The sequence below is a fragment of the Kribbella ginsengisoli genome, from assembly GCF_039537185.1.
In the GTDB taxonomy this organism is placed as follows: Bacteria; Actinomycetota; Actinomycetes; order Propionibacteriales; family Kribbellaceae; genus Kribbella; species Kribbella koreensis.
Window position 1 is genome coordinate 1,269,343 of record NZ_BAABAA010000001.1, and the last position, 26,439, is coordinate 1,295,781.

General features: G+C 67.9%; 25 protein-coding genes. 8 read left to right on the plus strand and 17 right to left on the minus strand.

The window, feature by feature from the left end; all coding sequences use genetic code 11:
- Window positions 1-22: 22 nt before the first annotated feature.
- Window positions 23-1,174 (plus strand): hypothetical protein, encoded by a 1,152-nt coding sequence (locus ABD768_RS05615; protein WP_343968263.1) that lies wholly within the window; start codon window positions 23-25, stop codon window positions 1,172-1,174.
- A gap of 40 nt (window positions 1,175-1,214) precedes the next feature.
- On the opposite strand, the gene ABD768_RS05620 is transcribed toward ABD768_RS05615, so the two are convergent.
- The 6 genes from ABD768_RS05620 to paaA form a co-directional block, all read right to left on the minus strand.
- Window positions 1,215-2,792, minus strand: a complete 1,578-nt coding sequence (locus ABD768_RS05620; RefSeq protein ID WP_344838000.1) for an alpha/beta hydrolase — start codon at window positions 2,790-2,792, stop codon at window positions 1,215-1,217.
- Between the two features lie 88 nt (window positions 2,793-2,880).
- A complete protein-coding gene (paaE, locus tag ABD768_RS05625; RefSeq protein ID WP_344838002.1) occupies window positions 2,881-3,963 on the minus strand; it encodes a 1,2-phenylacetyl-CoA epoxidase subunit PaaE in 1,083 nt (360 codons plus the stop codon).
- Between the two features lie 26 nt (window positions 3,964-3,989).
- Window positions 3,990-4,469 carry a 1,2-phenylacetyl-CoA epoxidase subunit PaaD gene (gene paaD / locus ABD768_RS05630; RefSeq protein WP_343968270.1) on the minus strand — a complete coding sequence of 160 codons (480 nt, stop codon included), beginning with the start codon at window positions 4,467-4,469 and terminating at the stop codon, window positions 3,990-3,992.
- Window positions 4,463-5,203, minus strand: coding sequence for a 1,2-phenylacetyl-CoA epoxidase subunit PaaC (gene paaC / locus ABD768_RS05635; RefSeq protein ID WP_344838007.1), 741 nt, complete (start codon window positions 5,201-5,203; stop codon window positions 4,463-4,465). The genes paaD and paaC overlap by 7 nt, the downstream gene beginning before the upstream one ends.
- Window positions 5,200-5,478: a 1,2-phenylacetyl-CoA epoxidase subunit PaaB gene (paaB, locus tag ABD768_RS05640; RefSeq protein WP_343968274.1), complete on the minus strand. Its 279-nt coding sequence runs from the start codon at window positions 5,476-5,478 to the stop codon at window positions 5,200-5,202. Before paaB ends, paaC begins: the two co-directional genes overlap by 4 nt.
- Window positions 5,475-6,401 (minus strand): 1,2-phenylacetyl-CoA epoxidase subunit PaaA, encoded by a 927-nt coding sequence (gene paaA, locus ABD768_RS05645; RefSeq protein WP_343968276.1) that lies wholly within the window; start codon window positions 6,399-6,401, stop codon window positions 5,475-5,477. Before paaA ends, paaB begins: the two co-directional genes overlap by 4 nt.
- Before the next feature lie 188 nt (window positions 6,402-6,589).
- Between paaA and ABD768_RS05650 the strand changes: the two genes are divergently transcribed.
- The 3 genes from ABD768_RS05650 to ABD768_RS05660 all read left to right on the plus strand — a co-directional run bounded on the left by ABD768_RS05650 (window position 6,590) and on the right by ABD768_RS05660 (window position 11,155).
- On the plus strand, window positions 6,590-7,804 hold the full coding sequence (locus tag ABD768_RS05650; RefSeq protein WP_344838010.1) for a DUF418 domain-containing protein: 1,215 nt from the start codon (window positions 6,590-6,592) through the stop codon (window positions 7,802-7,804).
- A gap of 98 nt (window positions 7,805-7,902) precedes the next feature.
- Complete coding sequence (locus ABD768_RS05655) at window positions 7,903-8,517, plus strand: GNAT family N-acetyltransferase (protein ID WP_343968280.1); 615 nt, start codon at window positions 7,903-7,905, stop codon at window positions 8,515-8,517.
- A 664-nt stretch (window positions 8,518-9,181) separates the two neighbouring features.
- Window positions 9,182-11,155 (plus strand): DUF222 domain-containing protein, encoded by a 1,974-nt coding sequence (locus ABD768_RS05660; protein ID WP_344838013.1) that lies wholly within the window; start codon window positions 9,182-9,184, stop codon window positions 11,153-11,155.
- Window positions 11,156-11,752: 597 nt separating this feature from the next.
- On the opposite strand, the gene ABD768_RS05665 is transcribed toward ABD768_RS05660, so the two are convergent.
- Window positions 11,753-12,742, minus strand: coding sequence for a helix-turn-helix domain-containing protein (locus ABD768_RS05665; protein ID WP_344838015.1), 990 nt, complete (start codon window positions 12,740-12,742; stop codon window positions 11,753-11,755).
- 52 nt (window positions 12,743-12,794) lie between these two features.
- On the opposite strand from ABD768_RS05665, the gene ABD768_RS05670 reads away from it, so the two are divergent.
- Window positions 12,795-13,181: a cupin domain-containing protein gene (locus ABD768_RS05670; protein ID WP_344838017.1), complete on the plus strand. Its 387-nt coding sequence runs from the start codon at window positions 12,795-12,797 to the stop codon at window positions 13,179-13,181.
- 237 nt (window positions 13,182-13,418) lie between these two features.
- Here the strand turns inward: ABD768_RS05670 and ABD768_RS05675 are convergent, their stop codons facing one another.
- Window positions 13,419-14,114, minus strand: coding sequence for a DsbA family oxidoreductase (locus tag ABD768_RS05675; RefSeq protein WP_344838021.1), 696 nt, complete (start codon window positions 14,112-14,114; stop codon window positions 13,419-13,421).
- Between the two features lie 87 nt (window positions 14,115-14,201).
- Here ABD768_RS05675 and ABD768_RS05680 point away from each other — a divergent pair, with 87 nt between their 5' ends.
- Window positions 14,202-14,984 carry an alpha/beta fold hydrolase gene (locus ABD768_RS05680; RefSeq protein ID WP_344838024.1) on the plus strand — a complete coding sequence of 261 codons (783 nt, stop codon included), beginning with the start codon at window positions 14,202-14,204 and terminating at the stop codon, window positions 14,982-14,984.
- A 17-nt stretch (window positions 14,985-15,001) separates the two neighbouring features.
- Here the strand turns inward: ABD768_RS05680 and ABD768_RS05685 are convergent, their stop codons facing one another.
- From ABD768_RS05685 to ABD768_RS05720, 8 genes are read right to left on the minus strand one after another with little or no spacing between them, the layout of a single operon-like run.
- Window positions 15,002-15,433 carry a DUF5655 domain-containing protein gene (locus ABD768_RS05685; RefSeq protein WP_344838027.1) on the minus strand — a complete coding sequence of 144 codons (432 nt, stop codon included), beginning with the start codon at window positions 15,431-15,433 and terminating at the stop codon, window positions 15,002-15,004.
- Complete coding sequence (locus ABD768_RS05690) at window positions 15,433-15,555, minus strand: VOC family protein (RefSeq protein ID WP_344838662.1); 123 nt, start codon at window positions 15,553-15,555, stop codon at window positions 15,433-15,435. The genes ABD768_RS05685 and ABD768_RS05690 overlap by 1 nt, the downstream gene beginning before the upstream one ends.
- Window positions 15,531-15,869, minus strand: a complete 339-nt coding sequence (locus ABD768_RS05695) for a VOC family protein (protein ID WP_344838031.1) — start codon at window positions 15,867-15,869, stop codon at window positions 15,531-15,533. The genes ABD768_RS05690 and ABD768_RS05695 overlap by 25 nt, the downstream gene beginning before the upstream one ends.
- Window positions 15,866-16,018, minus strand: coding sequence for a hypothetical protein (locus ABD768_RS05700; RefSeq protein ID WP_344838034.1), 153 nt, complete (start codon window positions 16,016-16,018; stop codon window positions 15,866-15,868). Before ABD768_RS05700 ends, ABD768_RS05695 begins: the two co-directional genes overlap by 4 nt.
- Window positions 16,015-16,569, minus strand: a complete 555-nt coding sequence (locus ABD768_RS05705) for a DinB family protein (protein ID WP_344838037.1) — start codon at window positions 16,567-16,569, stop codon at window positions 16,015-16,017. The genes ABD768_RS05700 and ABD768_RS05705 overlap by 4 nt, the downstream gene beginning before the upstream one ends.
- Before the next feature lie 32 nt (window positions 16,570-16,601).
- A complete protein-coding gene (locus ABD768_RS05710; RefSeq protein ID WP_344838040.1) occupies window positions 16,602-18,446 on the minus strand; it encodes an ABC transporter ATP-binding protein in 1,845 nt (614 codons plus the stop codon).
- On the minus strand, window positions 18,439-20,238 hold the full coding sequence (locus ABD768_RS05715; protein WP_344838043.1) for an ABC transporter ATP-binding protein: 1,800 nt from the start codon (window positions 20,236-20,238) through the stop codon (window positions 18,439-18,441). The genes ABD768_RS05710 and ABD768_RS05715 overlap by 8 nt, the downstream gene beginning before the upstream one ends.
- A 10-nt stretch (window positions 20,239-20,248) precedes the next feature.
- Window positions 20,249-21,778: an MFS transporter gene (locus ABD768_RS05720; protein WP_344838046.1), complete on the minus strand. Its 1,530-nt coding sequence runs from the start codon at window positions 21,776-21,778 to the stop codon at window positions 20,249-20,251.
- A 91-nt stretch (window positions 21,779-21,869) separates the two neighbouring features.
- Here ABD768_RS05720 and ABD768_RS05725 point away from each other — a divergent pair, with 91 nt between their 5' ends.
- Window positions 21,870-22,520 carry a TetR/AcrR family transcriptional regulator gene (locus ABD768_RS05725; RefSeq protein WP_343968305.1) on the plus strand — a complete coding sequence of 217 codons (651 nt, stop codon included), beginning with the start codon at window positions 21,870-21,872 and terminating at the stop codon, window positions 22,518-22,520.
- A 118-nt stretch (window positions 22,521-22,638) separates the two neighbouring features.
- Entirely contained in the window at window positions 22,639-24,360 is a 1,722-nt protein-coding gene (locus tag ABD768_RS05730) for an alpha/beta fold hydrolase (protein ID WP_343968306.1), read from the plus strand.
- Between the two features lie 401 nt (window positions 24,361-24,761).
- Here the strand turns inward: ABD768_RS05730 and ABD768_RS05735 are convergent, their stop codons facing one another.
- Window positions 24,762-26,375, minus strand: coding sequence for a hypothetical protein (locus ABD768_RS05735; protein WP_343968307.1), 1,614 nt, complete (start codon window positions 26,373-26,375; stop codon window positions 24,762-24,764).
- Window positions 26,376-26,439: the final 64 nt, after the last annotated feature.

The window sequence follows — 26,439 nt, forward strand, 5'->3', positions numbered from 1 at the left end:
CCGGCGAAGTCCTAGGAGAACCATGAAGAAGTCCCTTGCAGGGTCGGCGATCCTGCTCTCGCTCGTGCTGGCGGGCGGTCTGGCGGCCAACGCCGCTCAGGCATCGACCGCCGGTGTGCAGACCGCGGCGGCCACGCAGACAGTGACGCCCGAGCAGACCGCCGCTCTGGCGGCCAAGCTCAACTCGCTGAGGCCCACCGACGGCTCGACCCTCGCGGCCCAGCTCAACGCTCAGGTGGCGATCGACGACGACCTGAGCGCTGCGGTCGTCCCCACCGCGTGCAACCCGTCCACGCCGGTCCGTGACTGGGCGGCTGCCCAGCGAGCTGACTGGACGGCCGCGGACCAGCAGTTCGCGGACGCCCTCAACAGCTTCCAGCCGCTGCTGCTGGACGCGCTGCTGTGGCCGCAGGACGCCGGGTCGACCTTCGGCCTCACCGGTGAGTTCACCACCGACGTCACCCACACCTTCCGCGACCTCGGCCGGTTCTGGGACATTGACGCGACCGGTATCCGGCTGGTCCCGATGAAGGGCACCATGCTGACCGACCCGGCCCGGATGTACCGGTTGTTCCACGTCGCCTACGGCCTGCCCGACGCCATCTCGACGGCGCTGGCCACCGAGGTCGTGACCACGGTGAACCAGCCGAAGTTCGACTACGGCAACCACCCGTTCTTCAGCTTCAACGCCTTCGCCTACCCGGGTGCGGTCATTCCGGGCTTCGTCATCCCGAAGATGATCGTGATGGGCGACGGGGTGCTCGAAGCCTTCAAGGCGATCGGCTACTCCGACGTCACCGCACAGGCGATCCTGGCCCACGAGTACGGGCACCAGGTGCAGTTCGCGGACAACCTGTTCACCACCGCGCTCACCGGCCCCGAGGCGACCCGGCGGACCGAGCTGATGGCCGACTCGTTCGCCGCCTACTTCCTCACCCACGCGCGAGGGGACGCCCTTCAGTACAAGCGGATCCAGCAGTTCGACCAGGTGTTCTTCCAGCTCGGCGACTGCGGCTTCACCAACCCGGGCCACCACGGCACCCACACACAGCGGCTGCGTGCGGTCGACTGGGGCTACAGCATCGTCCGCAGCGCCCCCGACCAGGGCCACATCCTGCCCAGCCGTACCTTCGCGGGCCTCTTCGAGACGCAACTGCCGATCATCGTCGCCTGACGGTCATGGCGGGGCGGAAGTGCTTCCGCCCCGCCATGGGTCAGCGCGTCGGCGGCCTGAACTGGTACGCCGGCTGGGCCTTTGCCGAACGGGTTGCGGGCTGGGCGAAGGGGACCTCGTCGGGCTTGCACACCGTGCCCTTCGCGGGCAAGGCGCCGGTCAGTAGGTAGGCACTCGCCTTGCTGTCCGCGCAGGACGACGAGAACAGCGAGGTGTGGCCCCAGCCGCTGACGCTGAGGAGCCGGGCGCTGCCGAGGATCTTCGACGTGCTGACCGCGTCCTCGTAGCGAGTGGCGGGGTCATACCGGTTGCCGATCACGAGGACCGGGTTGGCCGAGCGCTTGGTGAAGGGGCCGAGGTACCGGTCCGCGTCGTGGCCCGGCCAGTTCGCGCAGATGCTCGCCTCCCAGTTCCAGGCGCGGCCGAAGTACGGCCACTTCTTGTCCGCTGCCCTGGCTGCAGTGACCCAGTAGGACGCGCTGGCCGGGTTGAGCGAGTCGGTGCACCACACGCCGTAGAAGCCTTCAGCGCCTTGCTCGTACGCCGGTGCGGCCAGCGCCGTGCGTGCCGCCTTCACCTTGCTGGCCGACGCGGTGGCGAGCCCCTGGAGATACTCGGCCAGGGCCGGGAAGTCGCCGGCGCTGTAGAGCGCTCCGAGCGTCTGGGAGACCATGTCGGCGTAGGTGACGACCTCGCCGTCGGGCAGCGTGAGCGGGTGCTTGCGCAGCTTGGCCGCGAGTGCGTCGTACCGGGCCTTGGGGTTGCCGGCGCTGAAGGCGCAGTTCGAGCCGCCGAGGTCGCAGAGGCGGAGGAACTCCTGCAACTCCTGGTACGCGCCCTGCTCGCTCTCGAGCCGCGCGTCGACCGGCTTGCGGACCCACTCGAGGCCGCGGCCGGTGGCGTCCGAGACCGGGTCGATGACGCCGTCGATGATGAGCGCGCGGACCTTGTCCGGGAACATGTTCGCGTAGACCGAGCCGATGTAGGTGCCGTACGAGTAGCCGGCGTAGGTCAGCTTCTTGTCCCCGACGGCCTGCCGCAGCACGTCCATGTCACGAACGACGTCCGCGGTCGACATGTGGTCGATGATCGGTCCGGCGTACTTCTTGCAGGACTTGGCGTACGCCCGGTCGAAGCCGAGCCACGTCTTCTCCTCGGCCGGCGTCACCGGGAACGGGAAGGGCGCGGTCGCGGCGTCGGCCTGGTCCTGCGTCTTGAAGCAGGTCAGCGGAGTACTGCCGGCCACGCCTCGCGGGTCGAAGCTGACCAGGTCGAAGCGGGCGCGCACCTCGTCGGAGTACAGGCTCTGGCCGACGCTCTGGAGGAACTGGACGCCCGAGCCGCCCGGACCACCCGGGTTCAGGAACAGCGAGCCGATCCGCCGCTTCGGGTCGGTCGCCTTGATCCGGCTGACCGCGAGCGAGATCTTCGCGCCGCGCGGGTTGTCGTAGTCCAGCGGCACCTTCGCCGTCGCGCACTCGTAACCCGGCGCGTTGTCACACGCATGCCAGGCCAGCTTGGGGATCGGCGCGCTCTGCACGGCAGATGCCGGTACCACCGTGAGCAGACCGGCGACGAGCGCGCCGGCCGTGGCGAGTGTCTTCCAACGTCGAGCCATCGATGTACCCCCAGTGAGCGGACGGTTGCAGAATTCGGATTCTGCCTCATCCATCGGCTCACGGCGGTGTCATGACACCAACCTGCCCTCAGGCGTCGAAGTCGAGGGTGACCTTGTCACTGGTGGGGTGGGACTGACAGGTGAGCACGTAACCGGCCCGGATCTCGTCGGGTTCGAGCGCCCAGTTGGTGTCCATCCGAACGGTGCCGTCGACAACTTTTGCCCGGCAGGTCCCGCAAACTCCGCCCTTACAGGCAAAGGGCGCATCGGTCCGGACGGCGAGCGTCGCGTCGAGCACTGCCTTTCCGTGCTCGCCCAACGGGAAGGTCGAGCGACGGCCGTCGAGGATCACCGTCACCTCGGCCGCCTCGGCATCGGTCGCTGTCTCCTCGACCCGCGCCACCGGTGCTTCGTCGCCGACGTGGAACAGCTCGGCGTGCACGTCCTCGCGCGCGACGCCCTGGTCGATCAGCAACTCCTGCGCGCCGACGACCATCGCGTACGGCCCGCAGAGGAACCACTCGTCGACGGACTTCACCGGCAGGATCGTGTCGATCATCCGGCCCAGCCGGTCCTTGTCGATCCGCCCGCTGAACAGCTCGACGTCGGTCGACTCGCGGGACAGCACGTGGACGAGGTGCAGGCGTTCGGCGTACCGGTCCTTGAGGTCGGCGAGGTCGTCGGAGAACATCACCGAGCCGGCCGTGCGGTTCCCGTAGAGCAGGGTGACCCGGCTCTGCGGCTCGACCTGCAGGATGGTCGCGACCAGCGAGAGCACCGGGGTGATCCCGCTGCCCGCGGCGATGAACGCGTAGTGCTTGGCGTGCGCGGGATCGAGCGGCGTCCCGAACCGGCCGAGCGGCGTCATCACGTCGATCGTGTCGCCGACCTTGAGCGCGGTCGACGCGTACGACGAGAAGTCGCCGCCGGGGATCCGCTTGACCGCGATCCGGAGTACGCCGGAACCGGCCGGCGAGCAGATCGAGTAGCTGCGCCGGACGTCGTCATCGGTCCGCCGTACGGTCAGGTGCTGGCCTGCGGCGAACTCATACTCCGCCGCAAGCTCCGCCGGTACGTCGAAGGTGATCGCGACCGAGTCGTCGGTGATCTCGTCGATCGCACTGACTTCGAGCGGATGAAAGCTCGCCCTGCGCCTGGTCATCGTCGTCATCTAGATCGCCTTGCTGCGTTGGATGTTCAAAGGTTTTTGAAGTGATCGAAGGGCTCGCGGCAGGAGTTGCACCGCCAGAGCGACTTGCAGGAGGTGGATCCGAACCGGCTCAGCTCGGTGGTGTCGGGCGAGCCGCACAGCGGGCACCGGATCGTCAGGCTCAGCGACACCGGTCCGCCGACCGCGCGACGGCCGGTCGGCGGGGCGATCCCGTACTCCGTGAGCTTGGCCTTGCCCTCGTCGCTCATCCAGTCCGTCGTCCACGCGGGCGACAGGACCGTCTCGACGCGACCCTTCAGCTGCAGCGAGTCCAGGGTCAGCTCGACCTCGTGCTTGATCAGGTCCATCGCCGGGCAGCCGGAGTACGTCGGGGTGATCGTCACGACCACCTCGTCGCCCTCGTGCCGGACCCCGCGCAGCACCCCGAGATCGGCGATCGTCAGCACCGGTACTTCGGGGTCCGCGACCTCCCCGACCGCCTCGAAGATCGCGGTGTCCGTCACCATTTCGCTCCCGGATGCGAGCGGGCGACGTGCTGCAGCTCGGCCAGCAGGTAGCCGAAGTGCTCGGTGTGACGGCCTTCGCGACCGCCACTGTGCTGGTACGCCGAGGTCGGCCGCTCGCAGGTCGACGCGTCGATCACTTCGGTCACCCGGCGCAGCCACTCCTCCTCCAGCGTCGACGGGTCGACGGCTGCGTCGAGCCGCTGGACCAGGTCGTCGGTGGCGAACAGCTCTGCCGTGTACGGCCACATTTCTTGCAGGCCGGCCTGCATCCGGGCGTGGCTCTCTTCGGTGCCGTCGCCAAGGCGCAGTACCCACTGGGTGGCGTGGTCGACGTGGTACGCGACCTCTTTCACCGCCTTGCCGGCGACGCCCGCGAGGGTCTCGTCGGACGAGCTGCGGAGCTCCTCGTAGAGGAGGTGCTGGTAGGTCGCGAAGTACAGGAGCTTCGCCATGCTGCGCGCGAAGTCGCCGTTCGGCAGCTCGGTGAGCTGGGCGTTGAGGAAGTCGCGCTCGTCGCGGAAGTAGGCCAGGTCGTCCTCGGTACGCCCCGCGCCCTCGACCGTCCCGGCGTACTGCAGCAGCGACCGGGCCTGGCCGAGCTGGTCGAGGCCGATGTTGCCCAGGGCAACGTCCTCCTCGAGCTGCGGGGCGGCCGCGATCCACTCGGCGGTCCGCTGCGCCGCGATCAGCGCGTCGTCGCCGAGCCTGAGTGTGTAGATGAAGAGGTCGCTCACAGGTGCTCGACGCCTTCCGGGACCTCGTAAAAGGTCGGGTGGCGGTACACCTTGTCGGCGGCCGGGTCGAAGAACTCGTCCTTCTCGTCCGGGCTCGACGCGGTGATGTCGGCGGCCGGCACGACCCAGATCGAGACACCCTCCTGGCGGCGGGTGTAGACGTCGCGGGCGTTGCGCAGCGCCATCGTCGCGTCGGGCGCGTGCAGGCTGCCGACGTGCACGTGACTCAGTCCACGACGGGACCGGACGAAGACCTCCCAGAGCGGCTCGATCATGCTGCGGTCTCCTTCTTCAGTGCCTGCTTGGCCGCGTACGCCGCTGCCGCCTCGCGGACCCAGGCGCCGTCCTCATGGGCCTTCACCCGGTGCGCCAGGCGCTCCTGGTTGCACGGACCGTTGCCCTTGACAACTTCGTACAGCTCGGTGAAGTCCGGCTGGGTGAAGCTGTAGTGACCGGTCTGCTCGTCGTAGGTCAGCCCGTCGTCGGGCACCCGGATGCCGAGCACGTCGGCCTGCGGGACGGTCATGTCGACGAACCGCTGCCGCAGCTCGTCGTTGCTGTGCCGCTTGATCCCCCACGCCATCGACTGCTCGGAGTGGGTCGAGCTGGCGTCCGGCGGGCCGAACATCATCAGGCTCGGCCACCACCAGCGGTTCAGCGCGTCCTGGGCCATCGCCTTCTGCGCGTCGGTGCCGTTGCACAGCGTGTGCAGGATCTCGAACCCCTGCCGCTGGTGGAACGACTCCTCCTTGCAGACCCGGACCATGGCGCGCGCGTACGGACCGTACGAGCAGCGGCACAGCGGGACCTGGTTGACGATCGCGGCGCCGTCGACCAGCCAGCCGATCGCGCCGATGTCAGCCCAGGTGAGCGTCGGGTAGTTGAAGATGCTGGAGTACTTCTGCCGGCCCTCGTGCAGCATGTCGAGCAGGTCGGCGCGGTCCACGCCGAGCGTCTCGGCAGCGGCGTACAGGTAGAGGCCGTGACCCGCCTCGTCCTGGACCTTCGCCATCAGGATCGCCTTGCGGCGCAGCGACGGCGCGCGGCTGATCCAGTTGCCCTCGGGCTGCATGCCGATGATCTCGGAGTGCGCGTGCTGCGCGATCTGCCGGATCAGGGTCTTGCGGTACCCCTCGGGCATCGCGTCGCGCGGCTCGATCCGGCCGTCTGCGTCGATCGTCGCCTGGAAGCTGTCCATGGGCCGAGCATAGCCGACTTGTGACACTTTTTCTGCAGATCGGACGACAAGTGTCACAACGATGGCTTGGGGGTGCTACCACCACCTTCAGGTGTGGGCTCAGGCCACTGGGTCCGACGCCGCCGCGGCGACAGGATTGTGGACAACAGCTCAACCCCTCCACAATTCTTCGAAAGGGATGAATCCCCGTGACGCAGCTCATCACCTCGCAGCCCCCGGTGACCGACCACCGGGGCCCGGTCACCAGCGCCGAGCGCGCGCTGGCGCCGGACCTGATCCGCGGCGCGATGCTGCTGCTGATCGGCCTGGCCAACGCCGCCAACTTCGCCTTCGCCGGCTCCCCCGGCCTGAACGGCACCCCGCACGGCCTCGAGCGGATCCTCAACTTCGTCAAGATCACCCTGGTCGACGCCCGGGCGTACCCGGTCTTCGCGGTGATGTTCGGCTACGGCCTGGTCCAGCTGGCCCGTCGCCAGCGCAACTCGGGCGCGACGCCGAGCGGAGTACGCAAGATCCTGCTCAAGCGGAACGCCTGGCTGGTCGCCTTCGGCCTGGCCCACGCGACGCTCCTGTACTTCGGTGACTTCCTCGGCGCCTACGGCATCGTCGGCGTCATCTGCACGCTGGTACTGCTGAATCGCGGCGACCGCTTCCACAAGATCATCCTGTGGATCTGGGGTGCCCAGATCGTCTACGTGATCGTCGCCGCGGGCCTGGCAGCTTCGGCCGTCATCAACTCGGGACCGGGCCAGTCGATGACCAACAGCCCGAACCCGTCGCTGGCCGCCACGAACTACGGCTCCAGCCTGGTCCACCGACTGCAGGAGTACCCGGCCCACACCGCCTTCGTGCTCGGCTTCACCGTGATCGTCTGGCTGGGCATCTGGGCTGCTCGCCAGCAGATCCTGGAGAACCCGCTGGCTTTTAAGCCGCTCCTGACCCGGGTGGCCGCGGTCGGCATGGGCATCACCGTCCTCGGCGGTCTTCCGCTCGCCCTGGTCGCCGCCGGCTGGCTGCACGTCGACGAGGCCGCGATCTCGAAGCTCGAGTTCCTGCACAACCTCAGCGGCCAGTACGGCGGCCCCGGCTACATCGCCCTCTTCGCCCTCCTGGTCGGCAAGCTCACCGCGTCGCGCCGCCCCGCCGAACTGGGTCTGCCGGTCCAGGCGATCTCGGCCCTCGGGCAGCGGTCGATGTCCGGGTACCTGTTCCAGTCGGTGTCCTGGATGGTGCTGCTGGCGCCCTTCACCCTCAACCTGGGTCAGCGCTTCGGAAGTACCGGCTGGACCGCCTTCGGCGCCGCCATCCTGGTCTGGACGGTCTCGGTGATCGCTGCCTACCAGATGAAGAAGCGCTCGTACCGGGGCCCCGCCGAGACTGCGCTGCGGAAGCTCGTCTACTGACCCTCCTCCTGGTCCCTTTTGAGCCGCCTCCGGCAGGACACCTACCCGACGGGTGTCCTGCCGGAGGCCTTTGTCGTGGCCTTTGAAAGGATGTCGGCATGAACCACGACGACTTCGGCGTACCGGAACCGGAAAGCCTCACCTCGATGGGCACCACCGAGGACCCGATCGCCGAGTCGAGCGTCCGGCTCGCCCTCCCCGCCGAGGCCGACGCGATCGGCGAAATCCAGGTAGCAGCCTGGCGCCGCGCCTACGAGGGCCTGCTCCCCGCTGACGTCCTGGCCGACCTCAACCCCGCCCAGTTCGCCGCCCAATGGCGAGCCGCCCTGATCGCCCCCGGCGAAGCCCGCAACCGAGTGCTGGTCGCCCTGGCCGGCCGAACCATCGTCGGCTTCGCCGCCATCACCGCCTCCGACGACCCAGACGCCGACCCCCGCCACGACGCCCTAGTCGCCGAACTGGCCGTCGACCCCTCAGCCACCCGCGCCGGCCACGGCTCCCGCCTCCTGAACGCCGTAGTCGACACCACCCGAGCCGACAAATTCCAACGAGTCACCGTCTGGGTCAACACCACAGACGACATCCTCCGCGCCTTCTACACAGACTCCGGCTGGTCCCCCGACGGCGCCACCCGAGAACTAGACCTCTACGGCGACGAATCAGTACGGGTCAAGCAGGTCCGCCTCCACACCGACCCCTCCACCTCCGAGTAGATGCTTTAGCCCCACCGGTACCCGCTCGTCGCACCGCCGTCGCGCCCACCCGAACGCACCAGCCACCCGACGCATCGGGCAAGCAGCTCCAGCCGACGCCCGGGCGATGAATGAGGGGCAACCGCACCCCGTCGCCCATCGACCATCGCCCGTCGCCCGTCGCCCGTCGCATTGAGCTGACCCGATCCACGAGCCGATCAAGCCGTTGGCCAAAGCGACTCCAGGCTGCCGAGTGACCAGCGAGCCCGCTCGTACTCAACCCACCCAACGGCGACCGACGCGTTGGCCACCCGCGCGATTCGGGCGGAGCTTCTTGGGGATGGCACCCCCGGCTGCCGAACATCAACTGGCTTCAGCGTCACGGCCATACCCGGCATATCTCGGGGCATCACGCTTGACCACCTCCTCAGCAGTCGCGAGTCTGCGAGCGACGACTTCAGTGGCCTCCGGCAACGAGAGCCATCTGTCCGGCTGACCTTGCCTGGGTCGGGGACGATCGCGTCACGGCAGTCTCCTCCAGAGCGCACCTCTCGGCGGCGCCCGGCTCGGGGAACATCAGCACCGGTCGCGACCTGACATCTCTGCCTCATGCGAACCTTTTCTCTTGTAGATAAAGGATTCTCGCGTTCAGAAACTGTCGGTGGGGTCGTCTAGCGTTGTGGGTATGGACGACCGGGCGGTGGAGACGATGAGCGGCGACGAACTGCTGTCTGCCTGCGACGCCATCGAGGCCACGATCGAAGAACTCCTGGCGCGCCGCCACCGGGTCCTCCACCGCCTCGACGAGATCAGGTACGCCGAGGAGATCGGTGCCCATGACACGGCCCGGCTGATCGAGAAACGCTACCGCCTCGACCCGGCCGAGGCCCGCCGCCGCGTCCGGCTCGCGCTCGCGCTTCCGAAGTACCCGGCCGTGGCCGCCGCCCTCCCCGCCCCCGGCGATGACCTCTCCGGCGACACCCTCCCCGGCGACGACCTTCTTGACGACGATCTGTCCGGCGGTGACCTGTCCGGGGATGACGTGGTGGTGTTGTCGTCGGCGCAGGCTGATGCGATCGTGTCGGCGCTGGAGAAACTCCCCAAACGCGCGAACGTTTCCGTGGAAGAGGTTGATGCGGCGGCTGGTGCGATGGTGCAGGCGGCCCGGTACATGAGTCCTGGTGATCTGCGCAGTATGGGTGAGCAGGTCCGCAACATCCTCGACACCGATGGCCCCGAACCGCGCGAGGATGCGGCCAGGGCCCGTGAAGAGGTGTGGGTGAAGAAGGCCGACGACGGGGTGAAGTTCGGTGGTTACCTGGCGGGTGAGAATGCCGAGAAGTTGCAGACCGTTCTGCAGGCGGGTGCGAAGCCGCATAAGACCGACGAGGGAGAGCAGGATCCACGGTCGCGGGGCAAGCGTCAGGCCGATGCGCTGGTGGATGTCTTCGATATCGCGTTGGCGTCGGGTGATCTGCCGACCCGGGGTGGGATCAAGCCGCATATCGCGGTCACCATCAGCCTGAACGATCTGCTGGAGGCGGGTCGGCAGGCGACCGGGGATCTGACCTACGGCGACGGTCTGTCGGCGGGGGCGATCCGCCGGTTGGCGTGTGATGCCGGGATCATCCCGATCGTGTTGGGCTCGGACAGTCAGCCGTTGGATGTCGGCCGGGAGTTCAGGTATGTCACCAACGGTCTGCGTAATGCGTTGAACCAGCGCGACAAGGGCTGCGTGATCTGCCACGCCCCACCGATCTACTGCGACGCGCATCATCTGGTGAGCTGGCATGACGGCGGTGTCACCAGCCTCGCCAACCTCGTCCTGCTCTGCCGGGTCGACCACAACTCGCTGCACGACGGCCACTGGACCATCACCATCATCGACAACCAGGTCCACGTCACCCGCCCCACCTGGGCCGACCCGCCACCCCGAAACACCGGCCGAAAACCCGACCAGCCCAGCACCACCCCCGCCACCGCACCCGCGCCGACGGCCACTACCCCCTGGCCGCCATCGATCACAACAGCTGACCGACCACCCGCAGCGACCACCACCGCCCCCTTACCGCCACCATCCACCACGGACACCCAGCCACCATCCGACACGGACAGCCGAGCACTATCCGGCACGGGCGCCCGGCCACCATCCACCACGGACACCCAGCCACCATCCGGCACGGACAGCCGAGCATCATCCGCCATGGACGGTCGAGCACCATCCGGCACGGACGCCCAGCCATCAGCCGTCGGGGACACATCGCCCGCGGCGCGGGAGGCTGACCCGTGGTCTTCACCGCCCTTCACGAACCCGACACCTGCGACCTCAGATACTGCCTGCTGGGCTCGAGCCGCCAGCGGCGAGACGGCAGTCGCGAGCCCTGACACCAATCCTCCGGCCAGGCCCGGATGGCACTGGTCCTATGTCCACGACATCGGCTGGATCAACCCAGAGGACGCAGCGGCCACCGACCCGTGGGGAGATCACAACGCCAAATCGCAGCCGCCGATCGTCGACAAGTTGCAGCCCGACTGCCGCAACTCAGACGAACCGACGCCCTCTGCGGACACCACGCCATCAGAACGGCTCACTATCACCGGCAGGCCATTTACCGGTCCGGACAACGCGGACTTCGATCCTTGGGTCGACAGCGCCTAGCACCGACGAGCATCGGCTCTCACAGTGGCATCGCGATTCGCGCCGACGCTGTGCTGTCCGCAGCTACTTGGCCAGCAGGACTTTCCGCTGCATGGTCCGGCGCGACCCGATAACGAGGCCGGATTCGTCGACATCAACATCAACGGCTGAGCTGTTTCGCGCGACAAGGGAGTACAGGCGGAGCCAAACCATAGCCCAGCAGCGATCCGCTCCCCTTGACCAAGGCGGTCCACACCAGCTTGTTCGGGTGGGCTCAAAACTCCAGCCCGACGAGCGAGCACGAGCAGAACCAACCGCCAGCCACCCCACCCGCCCTCGACCAAGACAGCCCACACCAAACAGCTCGGGCGGGCTCAAAACTCCAGCCCCACGAGCGAGCACGAGCAGAACCAACCGCCAGCCACCCCACCCGCCCTCGCCCAAGACAGCCCACACCAAACAGCTCGGGCGGACCCATAACTCCAGCCCCACGAGCGAGCACGAGTAGAGCCAACCGTCAGCCATCCCACCCGCCCTTGGCCAAGGCAGTCCATGCCAGGTGGTTCGGTGGGCTCAAGACTCCGGGGCGAACGAGCGAGTACGGGTGGGGGCAATTCATCACTCGGAGGTGTTGAGGGTGAAGCGGCGGCGGTAGTTGCTGGGGGTCAGGCCGGTGCGGCGTCTTAGTTGGATTCGTAGGTTGGTCGCGGTGCCCAGGCCGGATTGGCGGGCTACTGCGTCCAGGCGGATTTCGCCGGCTTCTAGTAGGCGGCAGGCTAGGGAGACTCGTTCGGCGGTTAGCCAGGCCAGGGGTGTTGTGCCTAGTTCTGCTTGGAAGTGGCGGTGGAGGGTTGCTTGGCTCATGGCGGCGTGGGCGGCGATGTCGGCGATTGTCAGAGGGCTGGCCAGTTCCTCGCGGATCCAGGTGAGGAGCGGGGCCAGGGACGTGTCGGCTACGGGCGGGACGGGCTGGTCGATGAATTGGCGTTGGCCGCCGTCGCGGTGAGCCGTGTAGACGAGTCGGCGGCTGACTGCGTTGGCGATCTCGGCGCCGTGATCGCGGCGGATCAGGTGGAGGCCGAGGTCGAGGGCAGCGGCACTGCCGGCAGCAGTGAGGACGTTGCCTTCGTCAACGAACAGGACGTCGGGTTCCAGTTTGACCTCGGGATACATGGCGGCGAAGAGGTCGACCCAGCGCCAGTGCGTGGTGGCGCGGCCGCCGTCGAGCACCCCGGCCGCCGCGAGGGTGAAGGCGCCGGTGCAGAAGCTCACCAATCGCGCTCCGCGCGCGGCGGCCCGGCGTACGGCATCGAGAACTTCCGGCGTCGGCGGTACTTCGGGGTCCGGGCGGTTCGGGACGATGACAGTGTCCGCGTCGTCGACCTGGTCGAGTCCGGCGACCCCGGTGAGCTGGAAGAAGCCGCTGTGCATGCGGACGGCCGGCTCCGGCGTACAGAGGACCAGTTCGTACCACTCCCGATCCAGCTCCGGCCGCCGCAACCCGAACAGCTCCGTCGCCACCCCGAGCTCGAACGGATTCGACCCCTCGCCGACGATCACCACGACCTTGTGCGGCCGCGCCGGTCCTTGCGAGGATTGTTTCGACATGTGTTATTCCTAGCACTCACGCGATCGGAACGCACCTGGCGAGGATGGTTGTGTGACCAACGAACCGATCGACCTCCGCGCCGTACTCGCTACTTTCGACGACCTGTGGAATCCGCGGATCGCCGCGCGGATCAACGACTACGACATCCGCGTGACGCACGTGAAGGGCTCCTACATCTGGCATGTCCACGACAGCACCGACGAGCTCTTCCTGACGCTGGACGGCGACTTCAACATCGCTGTCCGCGACCCCGACGAGCGGGTGATCAGCCTCCCGGCCGGCTCGCTCTTCGTCGTACCCAAGGGCATCTACCACCGGCCCTTCTCCGATGGCGGCGCGCAGATTCTCGTCATGGATCCTGCCAACACGCCCACCACCGGCGATACCCACGACCCGCTGCCGGACCACATCCAAACCCACACCGGCATCGAGCTCTAACCACCCCGCCCAGCCGCCGCGCCACCCCCGAACCGGACTCCACCGCCGGCACGACGAGCCGGCAATGGGTGGCTCGAACACCAAACGGCGACCTGGGACATGCTGTGACGTGTTCAAGGCAGCCACAAGGTGTTCAAGGTAGCCAGAACCGGCCTTCGCCAGGCGGGTGACGTGGCCGTACGGGCCGTGGCCGGCAGCGCGGGCGGGTGATGTGGCGGTGCGGGTTGGCGGGTGGGGTCAGGCGGGCTCGAGGGCGTTGGCGGCTTGGAGTAGGAGGGTTTCGTAGATCGACGGGTTGTCGGCGGTGGCGATCGGAAAGCCGGTGCCGTAGGCGTCGGTGTAGTGGACTTCCACGCCAGGGTTGGCGGCGTTCGTACCATCGGCGAGGAACAGGTGAGGGCTGCATTGGACCGCGTCCGTCTGGGACACGGCGAAGTCAGCCATCACCAGCTTCCGAGCACGGCCGTCGTCGAGTGCCTCCGCCAGCTGCTCGACGTCGACGACTCCCGTCTCGGCAGCAACCTCCAGCAACACCGACCGCAAGCTGATGCACCGACTGTCGACCCAGAACGCCTTGCGCAACGCGAGATCCAGCGCCTCGCTCGCGGCAAGCCCCTGCTCCTTGGCAGCCTGCACAGCCTCCAGCGCCGGCAACGTAGTCGTCGGATAGGTCCAGTCGGGCGCCTGCCACAACTTCCACCCAGCCTCCGGATCAAGCCGCCCGATCGCCGACACCTCCGAATCGGTCCCCGGCCGCGGACTGCTGTGCCCGTTCAGCAATTCCAGCGGGAACGCATGGTGGTCGAACGCCACCCGCCCATCCAACCCCAGCCGGGCGCGCGTCGCATGCAGTCGATGCACGGCCAGATGCGCGAACGAGCACCAGATATCGGAGTACACGACGATGATCCCCGGAACGACAGCAACAGTCATCAGTTTCCCCTTCAAAACAACGGAAAACCCACCGTACCACAAAACTGGACCACAGTCCGTTTCCTGCCGGAGTGATTGAATGGGCGGGTGACTCCCACCCACAGGCTCGTGACCGCGGACGGCCGCACCCTCAAGTACTGCCTGTACGGCGATGAGGCCGGCCTACCCGTCATCGCCCACCACGGGACGCCCGGGACTCGATGGGAACGCCCGGATGTCATCACCGCGATCGAGCAAGCCGGCCTCCGGCTGCTCCTCCACGGTCGCCCCGGCTACGGCTCCGACCGGCAACCCGGCCGAACCGTCGCGGACGTCGCGGCCGATGTGGAGGTGCTCGCCGACGTGATGGGCTGGAAGCGATTCGCCGTCACCGGCTTCTCCGGCGGCGGCCCGCACGCCCTCGCGACCGCCGCACTCCTCCCCCACAGGGTGATCCGCTGCAGCACCGTCGCAGCCATCGCACCACCTGGCACCACGGCCTTCGGCTCGCTCGACTGGCCGGCAGACGCCGTTCGCGGAGAACCGTTCCTCCGCGACCAACTCGGCCGCCGAGGACCAGAGCTACTGCGAGAGTTCGCCACCGGAGCACCAGATGGCGGGCGGTACGAACGGATGCGGGCGGCTTGTGTTGACGGGCTGGATGGGTGGATCGATGACTACCTGGCGTTGAGTAAGCCGTGGGGCTTCAAGTTGCGCGACATCGGCGTACCAGTTGAGGTCTGGTTCGGATCGGAGGATGACAATTCGACGCCGGCCCACGCCGAATGGCTGGTGACGACCATCGCCGGCGCGAAAGCCCGCATGTACGACGGCGGTCACGACCCCGACGACACGACCCAGCGACAGGTCTTCACGGCGCTACACAGCTAGCTCGGGCCGGTACTTGGTTAGTGGAGGTGGTGTTGGTGGCCTAATGCGTAGGCGTCGGTTAGCCAGTTGGTTACTTCGGTGTCTACGTCTGCGGGGGTGTGGAGGCGGAAGGCGTGGAGGATGTTGTGGGTGGAGTAGACCTCGATCTTGGTGAAGCGGGGGCTGTTGAGTTGTTCGGCCAGTACTACGTGGCCGTCCAGCCAGTGGAGGCGTGGGGTGAAGGCGGCGAAGCTCATGCGGACGTGGAGGGCGATGCGGGTTTTCTCTAGGAGGACTTCGACGGGGCCAAGGGCGCGGACTACCGCGACGACGCGGTCGAAGGTTTCGCGGACTGTTAGGTCCTTGCCGGTGAAGTGGGTGTCGAGGTCGCCTAGCGGGCGGCAGGTGTGGGTCTGGTTGCGGTTGGCGAAGGTGCGGCCGCAGGTCGGGCAGGTCCAGAGCGGGTCCATCAGGCCACGCAGAACTCGTTGCCTTCGGGGTCTTGCATGATCAGGTGGAAACCGTCGGGTTCGTCCAGCGTCTGGGAGATCGTGGCGCCGAGTGCGGTCAGCCGTTGGGCTTCCGCGGTGATCTTCGTTCGGCGGTCTGCACCGGAGAGGCCGGGGCGACTTTGATGTCGAGGTGGAGGCGGTTCTTGCCGGCCTTGGCTTCGGGGACCTGGAGGAAGAAGATGTCGGGGCGGTCGCGGTCCTGGTCGACGAGGGTGCGGCCGGTGGGGCGTTGGTCGACGGGGATTCCTTGGGCGTCGGCCCAGTCGTCCCAGGTGGTGAAGCCGTCCGGGACCGGCATCGGGAAGTCGTAGCCACCGAGCGCTTCCATCCAGAAGCGGGCGACCAGGTCCGGGTTGGCGCAGTCGAAGACGATGTGCAGGTCGAAGGCGGTCATCCGACAAGTACCCCAGCCCGATCGACGAAGGCGGTCACGTCGGCACGGTCGACGAAGGCGGTCGCGTCGGCACGATCGACGAAGGCGGTCACGTCGGCACGGTCGACGAAGGCGGTCGCGTCGGCGCGGTCTTGGTCGATGGCGGTCATGTAGTGGCCACGTTGGCGCGGTAGAGGTCGCGGAGTAGGCAGATCTCGGCGCCGTGGTGCATGGTTTCGCGGTTGAGGTGGACGATCAGGGACAGCATCGAGTCGTTTGCGTAGGGGCCGCCCTTGGGGCCGAGGGGTGCGGCGAGGCCGGCGTCGTCGAGGTTGCGGATCGCGTCGTGCCATTTGCCGTACCAGAGGTCGAGGAAGGCCAGGCCGGCGTCGGCTGTCACCGGGAGGTCGGTCGGACGATGGCGTGGATCCCACATCGGTGCGTCGAGCGTGTCGTCGAAGAAGGTGTTGTAGCGGGCGGCGAAGCAGCCGACCGCGATGTGCACCAGCCGCCAGGCGATCGTCGGCACCGGCGGCGGTGACGGCTCGGGATCCTCGATGTCGAACACCACTTGACCGTCGGGCCCGGCATGCACCGTCCAGCTGGGTTGCGCCGGCGCCCATTGGTACTCAGCGTCGGTCATGCCCTCCAGCCGTGGCCGCAGGTGGAAGTCCCAGTAGAACTCCAGCTGCCCGATCACCAAATCTCCACAGTCACCCATGCGACCGACCCTAGAACCACCCACCGACAAATTCATCGATAAGCCCGGGCCTGTACTTCGAACAGCTCCGCGTACCGTCCCCGCGCCCCCACCAAGGCCTGGTGACTCCCGACCTCCACGACCCGCCCCTGATCCATCACCACGATCAGATCCGCCATCCGCACCGTCGAGAACCGATGTGACACCAGCACCGTGATCCCGCCCGTCTCCGCAGCCGCCACCCGCGACGCCTCCGCGAACCGTTCGTACAAAGCGTGCTCCGCCTCGGGATCCAGCGCCGCGGTCGGCTCGTCGAGCAGCAGCACCAGTGGTAGCTCGCGCAGAAACGCCCGCGCCAACGCGAGCCGCTGCCACTGCCCGCCCGACAACTCCGAACTCTCCGAGAACCGCGTCCCCAACTGCGTATCCAGCCCGCGCGGCAATTCCTCAACCAGCTCCAAAGCCTCCCCACGCACCAAGGCAGCCCTCAAAGCCTCCTCGTCATCGAGACGAGCAAGGTCGCCGACCCCGACCACGAGACGCGCACTGAACTCGTACTTGACGAAGTCCTGATACCCCGCCGACAACCGCTCCCGCCAAGCCACCGGATCGATCGTCGACAACGGCACGCCGTCCACCAGGATCGAGCCGCTCGTCGGGTCGTACATCCGCGACAGCAACTTCACCAGCGTCGACTTCCCCGCCCCGTTCTCCCCCACCAGCGCCACGCTCGTCCCCGCCGGGATCACCAGACTGACCGAGTCGAGCACCGCAACGTCCGTCCCCGGGTATGCGAAGGACAGGTCGCGCAACTCGATCCCGCTGACAAGCCGAACAGGCGCCGACCCCACACCACCCACCCGCTCAGGCGCCGGCGTCGCATCACCCAATCGGTCGTGCGCCGGCGTCGCGCCGCCCTTCCAGGAATGCGACGACGCGTAGTCGCGCAGCCAGCGATAGCGACCAAAGCTCCGCAGCGCGACCCCAACCCGGCTGACCCCGTCGCCGGCCTCCGACGCAGCGCCATCGACCTGTGGGGCAAGCAAGACCACCAGCGCAAGATCACCCGGTGACGCCGAGCCGCGTCCCGCCAGCACGATCAGGTAGACGACAGCGCCGAGGTACGCGAGCCGGAAGATCGTCTTGGCCAGCGTGACGACCGCCAGCCCGCGAACCATCGCGCGCCGCTCACCGGCGTACATGGTCCCGGACAACGACCGGATCCGCGAGAGCAACGTGGGGCCGAGGCCGAAGACCCGCAGCTCGGTCGCCGCACGTGGCTCGCGAGCCAGCTCACTCAGGGAACGCACCAGCCGGCCATACGGCTGCATCCGCTCCATCGTGTCCTGCATCCATTTCGAGTCGAGGCTCGTGGCCCACACCTGCCCGAACGCGAGCACGAGCAGAACAGCGAAGATCGGGTGTACGCCGCTGAGCATCGCCACCACCAGCACGATCGTGACGCAGGTCGAGATCAGCTGGAACAGCACCAACGCGAACCACCCCAGCTCGCGCGCGCTGTCACGCAGTTGAGACAGCCGGTCCGCGACATCCGGCCGCTCGTGCTGCTCGATCCCGGGGATGTGGGTGGTGAGCCGCAGGATGTCGGACAGCACCCAGCGCTCGACGCGGTCCGCCCCCGCGCTCTCCAGATACCCATCCACCGAGGTCCCCGCGAAGGCAACGGCGAAGGTCGCGAGTATGACCACGACGCCCAGCCGGATCGGCCCTTCACCCGCACCGCCGACGCCATCGACGATCAGCTTCACCCCGTACGTCCGCACCGGCGCGATCGCCGCCTGCAGGCAAAGCATCACCACCAGCGCGGTCGAGTGAAACGGCGCCGCCCGCAACCCCGTCATCAACCACAACCCCACCGTCCGCACCTGCTCACGCATCCGGGGAACCTCCCAGGTAGCGCTCAGCCTGCAGCCGGAACATCTGCGCATAGCGCCCATCGCCGGCCAGCAACTCGGAATGCGTCCCCGCCTCGACGATCCGCCCGCCGTCGAGCACGCAGATCCGATGCGCGTCCCGAACCACCGAGAATCGGTGCGAGATGATCAGCGACGTCAACCCGCGAGTGAGATCCAGGTACTCCGCAACGAGCCGCGCCTCAGCCCGGACATCCAGCGCCGCGGCCGGTTCGTCCAGCACCAGTACCTTCGCCCCGCCCTGTACTGCGAACAGCGCCCGGGCCAGCGCGATCCGCTGCCACTCCCCACCCGACAGATCCGCGCCGCCCTCCCAGGCCTTGTCGAGCACCGTGTCCCACCCAAGCGGCAGCCCGTCGATCAGCTCGTCAACTCCAGCCCTCGACGCCGCACGCACCAGACCGGTGTCGTCGTCGTACTGCTCGATCCGACCGAAGCCGATGTTGTCGCGGACCGAGAGCGGGAAATGGACGAAGTCCTGCACGATCGCGGCGACCCGCCGTTGCCAGCTCTCCAGCGCGGCCGGCGAAAGCGTCGCGAGGTCCACCCCGTCGACGGTGATCCGCCCGCGGGTCGGCTGGTACGTCCCTGTCAGCAGCTTCACCAACGTCGACTTGCCCGCCCCGTTCACCCCGACCAGCGCCAGCGCCTCACCACTCCGCAGCTCGAGGTCGAGCCCGTCGAAAACATCGCGATCGCTGCCCGGGTACCGGAAACCGACCTGCTCGAACCTGATCCCTTGCCGAGGCGCCAGAGCCAAATCCGCCTCGGCAGCACCCCTTTCCGGATGCCGTTCGCCGATCAGCACCGGGACGTGCAGCATCGCCTTGTACGCCGTGACCCCACGCCTCACCTGCAACGCCGTGTACGGCGACACGCTCACCGCCAAGGTCAGCATCGCCGGCAGCACCGTCGCCGTTTGCGCGACACCGAGATCGCCCCGCCGGGCCCGCACCGCGACGTACAGAATCGCCGCGGCGAAGACAAGCAGATACCCCGCCAGCGGAATCATCCCGCGAAGAGCGCCCGACCGCCGCGCCCGCCAGATCTCCCGCATCGCGGCCGTCCACTCGGTCCGATACCGATCGACCAACCAGCCGTGCAGACCGAAGACCCGCAACTCCTTGGCGCCCTCATCCGTACCCAGCTCAAAGAGGTACTGCGCCCGCCGCTGCTCCTCCGTCATCCCTTGGTACGCCTCGAGCTCCCCGTCGAGCTTCCGGAGGTAGCGCCGCTCGGTCACCAGCACCGCCCCGGCCAGCACCACCGCGACAACCCAATTGAAGAGCGCGCCGACCAAAACCGTCTGCCCGATCAACATCACCCGAGCCGAGAACAACCCGACAACCCGCCCCAGCGAAGCCTCGATCGCCCACCCGTGCCCACCGCGCGCCCGCTCCACCTCATCAAGCACGACCGGATCATCCAGGTGCCCGATCCGCCGCGGCGCCAGCAACGGCGAGGCCAGCCGCGGCCACAAGTCATACGCGGCCGACTGCGCGAGCATCCACTGCGCGGTCGACAACACCTCCGGCAGCACCCCGCCCAGCACGAACACGATGCCGAAAGCAACAAACAGTGCCACGAAGGAACCGCCGACCGGACCACCGTCCAGTACGCCGGGCAGCGCTCCCACCACCCGCCCGATCAGCAAGTTGAGCACCGCCGCCGAACCAGCCGACGCCAACGCGAGCACCAACGTGCCCACAGTCGCGCCCGGGACCACCCCGTAGGCGTATTTCAGCAGCATCCGCATCGCCCAGATGCTAGTCCCCCACCACCGCCAGCTCGGCAGACTTTTCCACAGGGACACTGCGGTGCGGAGTGACGATCAGTACGAAGGCAAGGCCAACCCCTACGACAATCGCGCCGGCGAGGAAGGAGTGCGACATCCCATGCACAAAGGCCTCCCGCACCCCCTCGGCCAAGGCCGGCCCATGAGCACCTAGGCGAGGATCAGCGGCAACCTCGAGACCGGCGGCGGCTGAGTCCTTCACGTGAGTGGCGGCTTCCGGGGGAAGGCCGGCGACCAGGCCGGCCGCGCGGTCGGCGTACGCGGAGCTGAAGAGCGAGCCGAGCAGAGCGATTCCCAGCGCGGCCCCGAACTCACGCGTCACGTCATTGACCGCTGAAGCAACGCCCTGCTTCGCAGGCGGCAGCGCGGACACGATGCTGTTCGTCGACGGCGTCGCCGACAACGCCAGCCCACCACTGAAGATCAGCAGAGCGATCAGGAACTGCCAGTACGGCGAATCGGCGCCGAGCCGCGCAGCGAGCACGAAGCCGACCGCCATCGACACCAGCCCGGCCGCCATCCACGGCTTGTTCCCCCACCGGGCCGCGAGTCGGGGCGACAGCGAGGACAGCGGCATCACGACGGCGGCCATCGGCAGGAAGCCGAGCGCGGAGCGCAGCGGCCCATACCCGAGTACCAACTGCAGGTACTGCAAACCGACATAGAAGAAGCCGAAGGTCCCGAGGAACTGGATCACCAGCGTCGTGAACCCGCTGCTGAAGCCACGCAACGCGAACAGCCGCAGATCCAGCATCGGCCGCTCCCGCCGCAGCGCCTGCAGAACCCAACTGGACAACGCGATAGCGGCCAGCACGAACGCGCCGATCGACAACCAGTGGTCCCAGCCGCGATCCGCCCCTTCGATCAGCCCGAACACCAGCGCACCGATCCCGATCGCCGACAGCGCTGCGCCACCCAGATCCACCGCCGGATCCTCGGCGCCGCGGGTGTCGGGCACCAGCAGCACGATCGCGACGACCGCGACCAGGGCCATTGCTGCGAGCGCCAAGAAGGTCGAACGCCACGAGAACGCCTCCAGCAGGCTCCCCGAGAGCAGCAACCCGAGCACGGCCCCGACACTCGCGAATCCGGCCCATACCCCGACTGCGCGATCCCGCCGATCCGCGGGGAACACGGCCGTGATCGTCGACAGCGTGGGCGGCATCGCCAGCGCTGCGCCGATCCCCATCACCGCCCGGCAAGCGATGACCAGACCAACCGAGCCCGCAAAGGTTGCCACGAAAGCGGTCAAGCCGAAGATCGCGGTCCCGGCGATCAGCGCCCGCCGCCGGCCGAAGTCGTCGCCGATCGCTCCGAACGGCAGGACGAGCGCGGCCAGCGCGACGGTGTAGGCGTCGGCGACCCAGGTGAGCTGGGCGCTCGACGCACCCAGGTCGAGCGCCAGGTCCTTCAGGGCGAGGTTGACCCCGGCCACCGACGCCATCACGAGGACGACGGTCAGGCAGCAGGCTGCAAGTACGGCGGACGGGGAACGGCGCATGGCTGGACACTCCTCCAAGTAAAACGGAATCGGTTCTTCCGTTTAGTACGGTAGCAGAAGTGGAACCACGGATTCCGGTATTGTGGATGTCATGCCCGTCACTCCCGAGCCCACCCGCCGCCCGCGCAAGGACGCCGAGCGCAACCGGCAGCGACTGCTGGACGCCGCCGGCGAGCTGTTCGTCGAGCGCGGCTTCGCGGTCTCGCTCGAGGAGATCGCCGCCCGCGCCGGCCTCGGCGTCGGCACCGTCTACCGGCACATCGACGACCGGGCCGCGCTGCTGAGCGAGCTGCTCGCGCCGATGCTCGAAGAGGTGCTGACGCTGACCCGGCAGGCGCTGGACCGGGACGATCCGGGGCCGGCCTTCTTCTGGTTGCTGCGCGAGCTCGCCGAGCGGGTCGCACTCAACCAGGCGATGCGGGACGTACTGCTGGCCGAGATCCCGCCGGAGCCGATGGTGACCCGGCTGCGTGCCGAGTTCGCGCCGCTGGGGACCGAGGCGTTGCGTCGCGCGCAGGCGGCGGGCGCGGTACGGGACGACCTGGACCCGACCGATCTGCCGTTGCTGCTGGCCGCGGTCGGGGCGGTCGAGCTGCGGTTCGGGCGAGTGGCGCCCGGGACCTGGGAGCGCTTCTTCACCTTGCTTGCCGACAGCCTGGCACCGTCGAGGACCAGCACCACCAAGCTGGTGGTCGTACCAATGACCGACGACCAGCTGGGAGAGCTGTCCAGTCCGGAATGACCTTGCGTCCATAGCATTCAAGCGATCCGCGACGAGCCGGGGGTGGTGCTCGACCTGCCCTGTCTGACATGACAGATTGCGACGGTCCGATCACGCTTGGCCATTCCTTGGAGAACGTATGAAGTTCCGTACCCTGGCCGTCGCCCTGGGTATCAGTACCGCCGCACTGCTCGCGATTCCGGGCTCCGGGGCGACCGCCTCGCTGCAGACCGGAACGGAGCGGGTGCAGTCGGGTCCCAACAAGGTGGCCACCCGGTACTTGACACAGAAGCTCGCCTGGACGCAGTGCGGCGACCCGGAGTACCGGACCTACTGCGCCAAGATCACCGCACCCCGCGACTGGTCGAACCAGTACTCCGGCAACGACATCGACCTCGCCGTCAGCAAGGTCACCCCTGCCAGCAAGAGCAAGAAGAAGCCGAGCCGGGTCATCTTCGGCAACCCCGGCGGCCCCGGTGGAGCAGGGCTCGGCATGGCGCCGTACCTGGCCAGTCAGCCCGGCCTCGGCAAGGACCACCTGTACGTCGGGTTCGACCCGCGCGGCACCGGCGACAGCGCCAACGTCACCTGCCAGGGCGCACCCGGATTCACCATGGACGCGCGCGACCGCGACAACGAGAACCTCGGCCTCATCTCGGAGGCCGCTCTCCTCACCCGGCCGTACTGCGAACGCCAGTCCCGCGGTCTGCTCCCCTACGTCAACACCGCGCAGACCGTCCAGGACATCGACCTGATCCGCCGGCTGCTCGGCTACGAGAAGATCGACTGGCTCGGCTACTCCGGCGGCACCTGGCTCGGCGCGTACTACCAGACCTACTTCCCGGCCCACGTCGGCCGCTTCGTGCTCGACTCGAACACCGACTTCACCCGACCGTGGTCGGAGACCTTCGAGGCCCAGCCGCAGGCCTTCGAGCGGCGCTTCCGCGAAGACTTCGCTCCGTGGGCGGCCAAGCACGACGACCGGCTGCAGCTGGGCTCGTCGCCACGCTTGGTGATCAGAACTTATGAGCGACTGCGCCGGGAACTGAAAAAGCAGCCGGCCGTCGAGGAGTTCCTGGACGGGTCGATGAAGATCACCTACGACCAGAACACGCTCGACCAGATCGTCGCCTCGGATATGTATACAAAGATGGATTTCCAGTCACTGGCGCTGGATCTCGCATTTCTCCGGGGTCTGTCCGCCGCGCAGACCGCCGGTGGGCCGAAGGCCGCGCAACACAAGGTCGACGCATTGCCGCCGGCCCGTCAGCAGGAACTCGTCCGGCGGGCGACCAGCGGACCGATCGGCCTGCCGCCGATCGGCCAGGCGTTCGGCGACGACGCGGAGGGCGCGACCTTCACCGCCGTCACCTGCAACGACACGCCCTGGCCGCAGGGCCGGGAGGTCGGCGACGAGCTGGCGGCCGACCTCGGCCCGAAGTACCCGCTGATCGGCTGGTCGATGAACGAGAACCCCTGCTTCTACTGGGATCGGCCCGCGCTCACGATGCCGACGCCGACCGGTAAAGGCTTGCCGACGACGTTGATGGTGCAGTCCGCGCACGACCCCGCGACCAACGCCTCACTGGCCGCCGCGGCGCACCAGCGCTACGCCGGATCGCGGCTCGTCACGATCACCGGCGAGGGCGACCACGGCATCTACGGCGGGGTGAACAAGTGCGCCGACAAGATCGTCAACACGTTCCTCACCACCGGGGTGGCGCCGGCTCGCGACGTCAGTTGCAAGGGCGAGGGAATTCCGGCTCCGTCGGCTCCCTATTCCGGCGACGAGCCCGGCGCCGGCACGCCACTGAACCGGATCGCCGGATTCACCAAAGCGGTCTCCGGATATCTGCACTGAGTGTTATTGACGGGTTCATTTGAATCCGATTCCGAACCGATTTCCAGGCACTCAAAGCGAACGCCTCGTCACGATCCGCGAGATCGCGCCGAGGCGTTCGTTGTCACCCTGCGTTTGTCAGGGCGATGTCAGGGTTCCGTCCCTGTGCCACGCAGCGTGACCACGGCAACCTTGAGTCAGCGCGGGAGATCCGGGCATCGGCTGGGAGGGCCCGATGCTAGGAGACATCGCCGAACGCGGCTTCGGCCGGCTGTGGGGTGGGGGGACTGCCTGGGGGGTCAGACAGAACACAGCCGGCCGGGACCTCGTTCAGCGATGGAGCCCGGCTCCGAGATCCCTCGCGAGGTACCTTCGATCCCCCAGGTCGTGGTGCCTCGCGAGGCTTTTTCTGTGATCAAAGATCACCGATGGCGGTCCAGGTACTGCGCCTGGTAGAGCGACGGCGGGAACAGTCCCGGGCGGTTCGCACCCTCGATGTAGCCGGCCGGCTGGCTGAACGGGCCGTCCCCGGTGACCACTCCCCGGCATCCGATCGCGTAGTTCTGCGCCGTCGGCGGCTTCTGGACGACGAGCTTGGCGGTGCCGGTGTCGCAGTTCCAGCCGACCGAGTGCGAGGTCGCCCAGCCGTGCCCGGTGCCGTAGTCGCCACGGTTGTAGATGCCCAGCGTCAGGTCGACCTGCGGCGCGACATCGCGGTGGTTGTCCCAGAGCAGTCCTTGGCTCCACCGCCGGTGGCCTTCGCTGGACGCGAGCGCGCCTTCCGACGTACCGCGCAGGAAGACGATGCCCGAGGCGCTGCTGGCGCCGTTGGAGATGAACGCGTGCCGGGCCTTGGTGGCGTGGCAGTCGACGAACAGCACCTGCTGGGAGAAGGACTCGCAGTTGAAGTTGTAGCGCAGCCCGCCGGTGACGACCGAGGCCGGATCGAGGGCGCGGCAGTTGCGGACGGTGACCCGGGTCGCCTCGGTGGTCTCGACGCCGGCCTTCGCGAAGTGCAGGAAGGTGCTGTCGCGAACCCACGCGTCCTCGACCTGGCGGACCTTCACGCCGACCCACGCATGCGCCTCGTCCACGTCCGGGTCACCCGCGAACTGGATGTCGATCCGCAGGCTCTCGACCCCGACGCCGGTCACCAGGCCGGCGCGGTCCCAGACGTAGAGGTAGGACTGGGCCAGGTCGCGCCGCAGATGCTCGAAGAGCGGCACGTCAACAGTCACCGTGTTGCCGCGGATCGAGTGGATGTAGCGGTTGTACGTGATCGGCTGACTGTCCACCGTCCAGCCCGCGTCGGTTGCCGTACCGCCGTGATCGACCGCGGTGAGCCAGGCTTCCGTACACGGGTGGATCAGGATGATGTTGTCGCCCTTCTTGAGCGCACTGGCGTCGGCGACCTCGAACGAGCGTGAGCCGACCTGCACCCAGTCGCTGGTGATGTCGGTCCTGGTTCCGGGGACCTGGCCACGCCAGCTGGTGCTGGTACCGCCGCCGAGCACGATCACGTCGCGCGAGACCGGGGTGTTGCCGGTCGCCTGGATGATGGTGTGCCGTTCCGGGTCGGCGCCGTCGCCGGAGCCGCGGAGGACGACGCCCGACTGGTTCACTCGCAGCGTGCCGGCGACGGAGTAGTTGCCGGGGGCAAGTAGTAGGGCGCCGCGGAAACCGGCGTGATCCGGGGTGCGGCCGGCAACCTCGTCGATCGCGGCCTGCAGGTGGGCGGTGTTGTCGCCTTCGATCGGCTTGACCGTCTTGACGGTCCGGACGTGCGGGATCGGGCTGTCGCCGTACTTGTAGCCGGCGTAGCTGAAGTCGGGGATCCGGTTCCCCTCGGCGTCGGCGGTGTAGACGAGCCGGTACTTCGCGTCGTACCGGACCCGCTCGGACTGCCACAGGCCGGTGGTCGACGCCTGCGGAGTCGCACCCGACGCCTGGCTCATGCCGAGCGAGCCTAACGCCGCTCCCCCGACCACTGCTCCCCCGGCTCCGAGCAGACTCCTCCTGCTGAACACGTTCGTCATCGAGCACCTTCCTGATGGGCGGATCAGGCTGCCCATCCTGCGGTGCTGGATCTCCCTTGGCAAG

Coding starts and splice junctions, on each gene's coding strand:
- ABD768_RS05725 (WP_343968305.1), top strand. CDS start 21,870: ATGCCCGTCACTCCCGAGCCCACCCGCCGCCCGCGCAAGGACGCCGAG.
- ABD768_RS05660 (WP_344838013.1), top strand. CDS start 9,182: ATGGACGACCGGGCGGTGGAGACGATGAGCGGCGACGAACTGCTGTCT.
- ABD768_RS05620 (WP_344838000.1), bottom strand. CDS start 2,792: ATGGCTCGACGTTGGAAGACACTCGCCACGGCCGGCGCGCTCGTCGCC.
- ABD768_RS05715 (WP_344838043.1), bottom strand. CDS start 20,238: ATGCGGATGCTGCTGAAATACGCCTACGGGGTGGTCCCGGGCGCGACT.
- ABD768_RS05705 (WP_344838037.1), bottom strand. CDS start 16,569: ATGGGTGACTGTGGAGATTTGGTGATCGGGCAGCTGGAGTTCTACTGG.
- paaA (WP_343968276.1), bottom strand. CDS start 6,401: ATGGACAGCTTCCAGGCGACGATCGACGCAGACGGCCGGATCGAGCCG.
- paaD (WP_343968270.1), bottom strand. CDS start 4,469: ATGGTGACGGACACCGCGATCTTCGAGGCGGTCGGGGAGGTCGCGGAC.
- ABD768_RS05720 (WP_344838046.1), bottom strand. CDS start 21,778: ATGCGCCGTTCCCCGTCCGCCGTACTTGCAGCCTGCTGCCTGACCGTC.
- paaB (WP_343968274.1), bottom strand. CDS start 5,478: ATGATCGAGCCGCTCTGGGAGGTCTTCGTCCGGTCCCGTCGTGGACTG.
- ABD768_RS05675 (WP_344838021.1), bottom strand. CDS start 14,114: ATGACTGTTGCTGTCGTTCCGGGGATCATCGTCGTGTACTCCGATATC.
- ABD768_RS05615 (WP_343968263.1), top strand. CDS start 23: ATGAAGAAGTCCCTTGCAGGGTCGGCGATCCTGCTCTCGCTCGTGCTG.
- ABD768_RS05655 (WP_343968280.1), top strand. CDS start 7,903: ATGAACCACGACGACTTCGGCGTACCGGAACCGGAAAGCCTCACCTCG.
- ABD768_RS05710 (WP_344838040.1), bottom strand. CDS start 18,446: ATGCGTGAGCAGGTGCGGACGGTGGGGTTGTGGTTGATGACGGGGTTG.
- ABD768_RS05685 (WP_344838027.1), bottom strand. CDS start 15,433: ATGGACCCGCTCTGGACCTGCCCGACCTGCGGCCGCACCTTCGCCAAC.
- ABD768_RS05665 (WP_344838015.1), bottom strand. CDS start 12,742: ATGTCGAAACAATCCTCGCAAGGACCGGCGCGGCCGCACAAGGTCGTG.
- ABD768_RS05700 (WP_344838034.1), bottom strand. CDS start 16,018: ATGACCGCCATCGACCAAGACCGCGCCGACGCGACCGCCTTCGTCGAC.
- ABD768_RS05735 (WP_343968307.1), bottom strand. CDS start 26,375: ATGACGAACGTGTTCAGCAGGAGGAGTCTGCTCGGAGCCGGGGGAGCA.
- paaE (WP_344838002.1), bottom strand. CDS start 3,963: ATGACGACGATGACCAGGCGCAGGGCGAGCTTTCATCCGCTCGAAGTC.
- ABD768_RS05730 (WP_343968306.1), top strand. CDS start 22,639: ATGAAGTTCCGTACCCTGGCCGTCGCCCTGGGTATCAGTACCGCCGCA.
- ABD768_RS05695 (WP_344838031.1), bottom strand. CDS start 15,869: ATGACCGCCTTCGACCTGCACATCGTCTTCGACTGCGCCAACCCGGAC.